Genomic DNA, 6,967 nt, shown 5'->3' with positions numbered 1-6,967 from the left:
CTAATATTAAATTATTATAATAATTCATATCTAAAATCTAAAAAAACTATTTTTAATACTGTTGAATGAATTTTTAGAGTGAATTAAATGAAATTTCTAGAAAAGTTTAATATTGTTCCAAATAACGAGGATTTATATACCATAGCTTTTACTCATTCTTCATATAGTGCTAAATATGATTTGGATTATGACTATGAAAGGCTGGAGTTTCTTGGAGATTCCGTTTTGAATATGTTGACTTCCGAATACTTGCAGAATAAGCATCCTAAATATAGTGAAGGTAAATTGACAAAGCTTCGGGCAAATTATGTTTGTCAAAACGCTTTGATTGTTTATTCCCATGAGAATGATCTTGACAAGCAAATCAGATTGAATCTTGAGGATAATGCGCTAAGTGACAATGAGGTTATTTCCATCACTGCAGATATCTTCGAATCATTTTTAGGTGCTATTTATTTAGATCAGGGAATAGAAAAAGCTAAAGAGTTTTTAGAACAAACCGTTTTCCCATACATTGAGAAGAATACCATCTTTTTCCATGATTACAAATCTACAATCAAGGAATATGGGGATGCCAATGATGTTGAAGTTTCCTATGAATTGCTTGAAGAGCATGGTGCACCTCATGACAAGACATTTATCATGAGAATTCTAATCGATGGTGTTGATTATGGGCATGGTGTTGGAAAAAGCAAAAAAGAGGCTGAACAGCTTGCAGCATGCAAAGCTATTGACAGATTGGATATATTGTCTTAATGTCTTAAATCAAATATTCTACAAACCTAAAATACTTTTTTTATCATATTTGGAAAAATAGTTTTTCTCTATTCTTCTTCATATATTTCAAGGCAGATATCATAAATGATTTTCAAATCTTCTTTTAGGCCGAATTCAATGTTTTCCGGATTTTTTTCATTGAAATAACTTATGACCTTCTCTTCATCAATCTCAGTATTGTCTATCAGGTCCATTATGAATTTAGAAATAATTTTGCTTGTTTCTACTGTGATGATGTCATTAAATAACATTTCATATAGATTAATCAATAGATCGGTATTGTTGAATTCAGTTTTATTTTCACTTGACATTTTATCCCTATTTTTTTATAAGTCAAATTTTTATAAATATGTGCATAATTTTTATTATTTTTTAACTGACTTTTAAATTTTTTCATATTTTCTTAAGATTATTATGCATTTTTTTAATGTTGTTTAGGTCATTTTTTATTATTTATCTTTAAAGAAATTATTACTAAATCCAAAAACTTATATAAATAAATATAAATAGTATCTTATTGAAATATAAATATTGACGCAACTTTATAAAATTTGACTAGTCTTCATTAATATAATGAAGATTGACTGACTAACTAGACTTAAATTTAAAAAATTATATCAAAATATTCTTATAAATTTATTTAAGCTGTTGAATAGTGTGCTGAATTGAATTGCTTTAAAATTCAGTATTCTTAAACTTATAAAGGTATCAAAAATGAAACAAAATTCTGTTGGTAAAGTTCAAACCAAACATTTTTCTATCGAGAGTGATTTAAAATTAAGTTCAGGAAAGACTTTAAGCAATGTGGAACTTGCATATGAAACTTATGGAGATTTAAATTCTGCTAAATCCAATGCCATTTTGGTTTGTCATGCACTTACTGGAGATGCACATGCTGCAGGTAGGTATACAAATATTAAAAAGGAAAAACCAGGATGGTGGGAGATGGTAATAGGTCCTGGAAAAGCGTTGGACACCGATAAATACTTTGTAATATGTTCTAATGTATTGGGAGGATGTAAAGGTTCAACAGGTCCTTCATCAATCAATCCTGAGACTGGAAAGCCATATGCTCTCGATTTTCCAATAATAACCATTGAAGATATGGTTCATGCACAAAAGAAACTTATAGAATTTTTAGGCATAGAAAAGTTGTATGCCGTCATAGGAGGTTCTATGGGTGGAATGCAGGCATTGCAATGGACTGTTTCCTATCCTGACATGATGAAAAAGGCAAGCATAATCGCTACAACCGCAAGGTCTTCACCTCAGCAAATTGCATTTAATGAGGTAGGTAGGCAATCCATTATTCTTGATAACAACTGGAATAGGGGAAATTACTACGGTCAGGATAAGGCTCCAAGATCTGGGCTTGCAGTTGCTCGTATGATAGGTCACATCACATATCTTTCTGATGCATCAATGTATCAAAAATTTGGAAGAGATTTGCAAGACAAAACAGAGCTCAGTTATGACTTTACCGTTGATTTTGAGGTGGAAAGCTATTTGCACCACCAAGGAGAGACCTTTGTAAAGCGTTTTGATGCAAATTCATATTTATACATTACTAAGGCAGTGGATTACTTTGACTTGGCAGTGGATGGTAACCTTTCTGAAGGTTTAACAGATGTCAAGGCTAAGATGCAAATCATTGCAGTGGATTCTGACTGGCTATACCCTGTAGACCAATCAAAGGATTTATTGGCTGCACTTCAGTCCAATGATGTGGATGTAACATATAATGAAGTCAAATCAGATTATGGTCATGATGCATTCCTGCTTGAAAACGGTCAAATGAACTTCCTATTGTCCAATTTCCTATCTGAACACCATGTAGGAGACGTTATGAAAACAGAAGTTCCTACAATCCGTATTGATTCAACTGTTAAAGAAGCTGCAGTTATCATGTTTGACAACGAGATTACTCATTTGCCTGTTGTATATGATGACAATTCATTGGCAGGAATCGTTACTGCATGGGACTTGTCCAAATCCATTGTTGAAGACTGCAGTGAATTGAGAGAAGTCATGACTAAGGATGTCAGAACCTGTAAGTCAACTGATGAGATTGAGGATATTGCTAGATTGATGAAGAAATACAATATTTCATGTTTACCTGTTGTAGATGATGGATCTAACTTAGAAGGTCTCATTACTACTGATAGGATTTCTCATCTTATTTCTAACTATTAAACCCCAGCTTTTTTGACCTTCGGTCAAAAAACCTGGACCAAAATCTTTTCTATAGTCGTGAGTAGATATGCCAATCTCTCATTTTTTCTTTTTTTATTTAATTTTTTAACATATTTAAATACTATTTTTTATAAACTATTATTATATAGAAATTAATTTCAATTTTTTTAATTAAACAATATTTGGGGAATTTTATGTCATTTGATGATAAAAATCAAGAATTTGAATTGATACTTAAAACAAGTGTAGGAGATGAAGTATTGAAGAATTCAGATACTGTGCTTGTTAAATTTGGTCCTAAAAGGAATGGAATAGTTAGTTCTTGGTTAAATGGAGGATATAATGAGGATTTATCTGCTGTTTTCAATCATCAATTGTCTCAAGAAAATATAAATAAATATGAAGAAGGAGGCATTTTAGGATTCCTAAATGACTTGTCCTCTAAGTTTTATAATGATTTGGATTTAAGAAGCGATAAGATTAGTGGTTTAATAACTTCTGCAGATATGGATTATTATTCAATTGCTTGTGAAAAATATAGGGATATTGAAGTTATGGCAATAGCAACTGCAGGTGTTCGTGTAAATGCAGTTTCTGCAGGTGATAAGGCTTCTTATTATGAAATCAATGATGAATACGATTTTGACATTAATGAGCATGATGATAACTTTTCAAATAAGCCTGGAACCATCAATGTTATTCTTTTGATCAATTCCAGATTAAGCGAAAGTTCACTTCTTTTGGCTGAAATGATTGCTACAGAGGCAAAAACTGTTGCACTTAGGGATTTGATGACTGCAAGCAATTATTCCAATGATATTGCAACAGGTACAGGAACAGATGGAATAGCAATCTTTTCTAATTTGGATAGCGAAAACAGTATCGAAAATATGAGTACACATGCAAAGATTGGTGAACTCATTGCCAATGCTGTAAAAGCTGCAATTAAAGAGTGCTTAGCTAAATTGCAATGGTTGACTCCTACTTATCAATTGAATGCTCTTGTCAGATTAGACAGATATCAATACAATTTAGATGATTTTTATGAAAATTTCTTAACAGATTTCATTGATATAAAAAGTGAAGAGGATAAAAAGGAATTCATTGTTTCATTGATTGAAGTTTCTAAAAATCCAGAACTTGTGGCAAATGTGTCCTTAATCATTCATCTTTTAGATCAATATAGATATGGTTTATTAAGTAAAAAAACAGTTTTAAAGGTTTCAAATTCCATATTGGAAAATCAATTGAATAAGGATGAATGGACTTCCATGAGATTGCTTTTAGAATATATTGTCAAGAATCAATTAGACTAATTTCATTTTTTATATATTTTCAATTCACCCTTAAATTTTTCAGATATTTTTCTCATTCTTCATAATTAATATTGCATATTTGACATAATATCAAATAATCTTTATTTTAAAGTATTACTTTTTTTAAGATTTTATAGAGTTTTTTATTACTTTTTAAACATTTATATAGTTTTATAAATAAAATAAAAATATAGTTGGAGGTATTACTATTTTAGAGGCAAGAAATATTATTTATGAATATCCTGATGGAACAAGAGCACTAAATAATATTAATTTTAGAGTTAAAAAAGGGGAAATGGTTGCTCTTTTAGGAAGAAATGGGGCTGGAAAATCCACTCTATTTTTACATTTCAATGGAATTCACATTCCAAAATCAGGGGAAGTTTATATTGATGGGGAGAAGCTTGAATATGATAAGGAAAGCCTTCTTAAAGCTCGTCAAAAAATAGGAATTGTATTCCAAAATCCAGATAACCAATTGTTTGCTCCAACTGTAGAAGAGGATGTTGCCTTTGGGCCAATGAATTTAGGTCTTCCAATTGAAGAAGTGGAAAAAAGAGTTAAACTATCCCTTGAAAGGGTTGGAATGGGAGGATTTGAAAAGAAATCCCCACACCATTTAAGTGGAGGACAAAAGAAAAGGGTAGCTATTGCAGGTATCTTGGCTATGGAGCCTGAATTAATGATTCTCGATGAGCCTACTTCCGGTTTGGATCCAAAAGGAGCTTCACATATTCTTAAGTTATTGTATGAATTGAATAAGGAAGGGATGACAATCGTCATTTCCACTCATGATGTGGATTTGGTTCCTGTCTATTCAAGTGAAATTCACTTGATAAGCGATGGAGAGATAATTGCGGAAGGAACACCTAATGAAGTATTTTCTCAAGTGGAAACAGTCAGAGCTGCTGATTTACGTCTTCCAAGAATGGCACATCTCGCCGAAATCCTTGAAAAAGAGGATAATGTTGATTTTGGTGGAGATTATCCATTAACCATTGGTCAAGCACGTGCTAAAGTACTTGATTTGATTAATAAACAATAAATAATCATTTATTTTTATACTATTTTTTTACTATTTTTTTACTTTTTTAGATTATTCTCTTTCATTTTTGTGTAATTGTGCAAATTCATTTTTTCTAATTTTTAATTTATAATATCATTTAAATAGGATTATCAATAAAAAAATTAATAGAAAAACTATAGAAATTCTTTTTGTGATGATTTAAATGACTGATGAAATTATAAGCCAAATCAAGAGAAATCTAAGTGGAAATCCTGTGTTAGATAGGGATTATTTAGTCTCTCAATTGGACTTTTATAAAGACCATGAAAACTCTTATGATATAATTAAAGAGATTTCAAGGTTGATTTGGCAATCATTAGACTTTTATAATGAGGATGATGGGATTTACTCAAATAAGACAAATGTATCCCGTATAATTGATGAAGTTATGCCTTTAATTGAAAATCGTGATAAGAAGGCTGCTTTGGATAAGCTGGATAATTTCATGAGTCATTTCATTGACAAATATGAAGTTCAAACCATTCATAAGGAAAGTGATTTCAAGTCAAACAGGTCAATTAGGGAAATTCAATATATGAAATATGATGAAAATAAGTTGTCAAGAAGTCCAAAATCATATAGGAATTATCCAGAAAAGAACTCAAAAAGGGGTAATTGGCGCAAAGATGTAAAGATTCATAAAATGGAAAATAAACAGAAAGAAACATCAGTTAAGAAGGAGTATCACAGCTTTTTAAATCCTCTTGAAGAAATTTTGTTCTACCAATACATTGGATTGGAAGATGAATTGGCTTTCATCCCATTTGATGAACCATTATTTGATTTGTATTATATTTATGGCACATTGCTTTTGGAGAATGATGACTTTTCTAAAGCGGAAGAATATCTGTTAAAGGCATTGAGAATCAATCCTGTTTCTTCAAAAACCATCTTATCTCTTGCAGACATTTATAAATCAAAAACAAGAACTTACAATAGATTTTTCCTATACAATGTGGATGCATTGAAGTTTGCATATAAGAATGAGGATATTGCAAGAGCCTATAGGAATTTCGGGTTCTTTTATGTTGAGGAAAATCAGTTGGACATTGCCGCTGCATTCTATGATTTCAGTTTAAACTTTAACTTCAATAAGCAGGCATTAGGAGAGCTTGAATATTTAAAATCCCGTGGAATCAGTATTGAAATGAATCGAAAGGAAGCCGAAAGGATAATTGAATCAAAAAATATTCAAATAGGTGTAAATCCTTTTATTTTAGATACTTTAAGGTTCATCTCTGCAGATTTGGAAAATAGAAAATATTACCGTGGAGCATTGTATTTCTATAGGATATTATATGATTTGACAAAGGATAATATGATTTTAGCTAAGATTAATTCTATTCAAAATAGGATTTAAATAATGTTTATTTAGTATTTTAGGGTGTAATATGGAAGAAAATATAAAAGAAAATGAAAGGGTTGCCTTAGAGTTTAGAAGAAAACGTAGCATTAAAGAATTAAAAGGATTAATTAAATTAAATCATCCAACAAATAGTGTTGAGTTAAAGAAGGAATTATATAAATGAAAATTTTTAAATTTTTTTTGGTTTTTTTAAATATTTAATTTACTTTATATATAATTAAAAACATAGTTAGTAATGTATTAAAATAT

General features: G+C 30.4%; 7 protein-coding genes. 6 read left to right on the top strand and 1 reads right to left on the bottom strand.

From position 1 onward, the window contains the following. Positions 1-87 precede the first annotated feature (87 nt). Positions 88-756 carry a ribonuclease III gene (gene rnc, locus ACKI67_RS06425; protein WP_407462619.1) on the top strand — a complete coding sequence of 223 codons (669 nt, stop codon included), beginning with the start codon at positions 88-90 and terminating at the stop codon, positions 754-756. A gap of 68 nt (positions 757-824) precedes the next feature. Here rnc and ACKI67_RS06420 read toward each other — a convergent pair whose 3' ends face one another. Then, complete coding sequence (locus tag ACKI67_RS06420) at positions 825-1,088, bottom strand: hypothetical protein (RefSeq protein WP_407462617.1); 264 nt, start codon at positions 1,086-1,088, stop codon at positions 825-827. A gap of 403 nt (positions 1,089-1,491) precedes the next feature. On the opposite strand from ACKI67_RS06420, the gene ACKI67_RS06415 reads away from it, so the two are divergent. The 5 genes from ACKI67_RS06415 to ACKI67_RS06395 all read left to right on the top strand — a co-directional run bounded on the left by ACKI67_RS06415 (position 1,492) and on the right by ACKI67_RS06395 (position 6,881). After that, positions 1,492-2,970 (top strand): homoserine O-acetyltransferase, encoded by a 1,479-nt coding sequence (locus ACKI67_RS06415; protein WP_407462616.1) that lies wholly within the window; start codon positions 1,492-1,494, stop codon positions 2,968-2,970. A 194-nt stretch (positions 2,971-3,164) separates the two neighbouring features. Continuing rightward, complete coding sequence (locus ACKI67_RS06410; RefSeq protein ID WP_407462615.1) at positions 3,165-4,286, top strand: adenosylcobinamide amidohydrolase; 1,122 nt, start codon at positions 3,165-3,167, stop codon at positions 4,284-4,286. A gap of 208 nt (positions 4,287-4,494) precedes the next feature. Further along, entirely contained in the window at positions 4,495-5,331 is an 837-nt protein-coding gene (locus tag ACKI67_RS06405; protein ID WP_407462620.1) for an ATP-binding cassette domain-containing protein, read from the top strand. Positions 5,332-5,515: 184 nt separating this feature from the next. Continuing rightward, positions 5,516-6,712 carry a tetratricopeptide repeat protein gene (locus ACKI67_RS06400; RefSeq protein WP_407462614.1) on the top strand — a complete coding sequence of 399 codons (1,197 nt, stop codon included), beginning with the start codon at positions 5,516-5,518 and terminating at the stop codon, positions 6,710-6,712. Between the two features lie 31 nt (positions 6,713-6,743). Next, positions 6,744-6,881, top strand: coding sequence for a hypothetical protein (locus ACKI67_RS06395; protein ID WP_407462613.1), 138 nt, complete (start codon positions 6,744-6,746; stop codon positions 6,879-6,881). The last annotated feature ends 86 nt before the right edge of the window (positions 6,882-6,967 follow it).

Source organism: Methanobrevibacter sp. (genome assembly GCF_045577275.1).
Lineage (GTDB): Archaea > Methanobacteriota > Methanobacteria > Methanobacteriales > Methanobacteriaceae > Methanobrevibacter.
The sequence above is the reverse complement of the archived record's forward strand: the minus strand, read 5'-3'. Positions and strand labels throughout refer to the sequence as shown.

Coding starts and splice junctions, on each gene's coding strand:
- rnc (WP_407462619.1), top strand. CDS start 88: ATGAAATTTCTAGAAAAGTTTAATATTGTTCCAAATAACGAGGATTTA.
- ACKI67_RS06420 (WP_407462617.1), bottom strand. CDS start 1,088: ATGTCAAGTGAAAATAAAACTGAATTCAACAATACCGATCTATTGATT.
- ACKI67_RS06415 (WP_407462616.1), top strand. CDS start 1,492: ATGAAACAAAATTCTGTTGGTAAAGTTCAAACCAAACATTTTTCTATC.
- ACKI67_RS06410 (WP_407462615.1), top strand. CDS start 3,165: ATGTCATTTGATGATAAAAATCAAGAATTTGAATTGATACTTAAAACA.
- ACKI67_RS06400 (WP_407462614.1), top strand. CDS start 5,516: ATGACTGATGAAATTATAAGCCAAATCAAGAGAAATCTAAGTGGAAAT.
- ACKI67_RS06395 (WP_407462613.1), top strand. CDS start 6,744: ATGGAAGAAAATATAAAAGAAAATGAAAGGGTTGCCTTAGAGTTTAGA.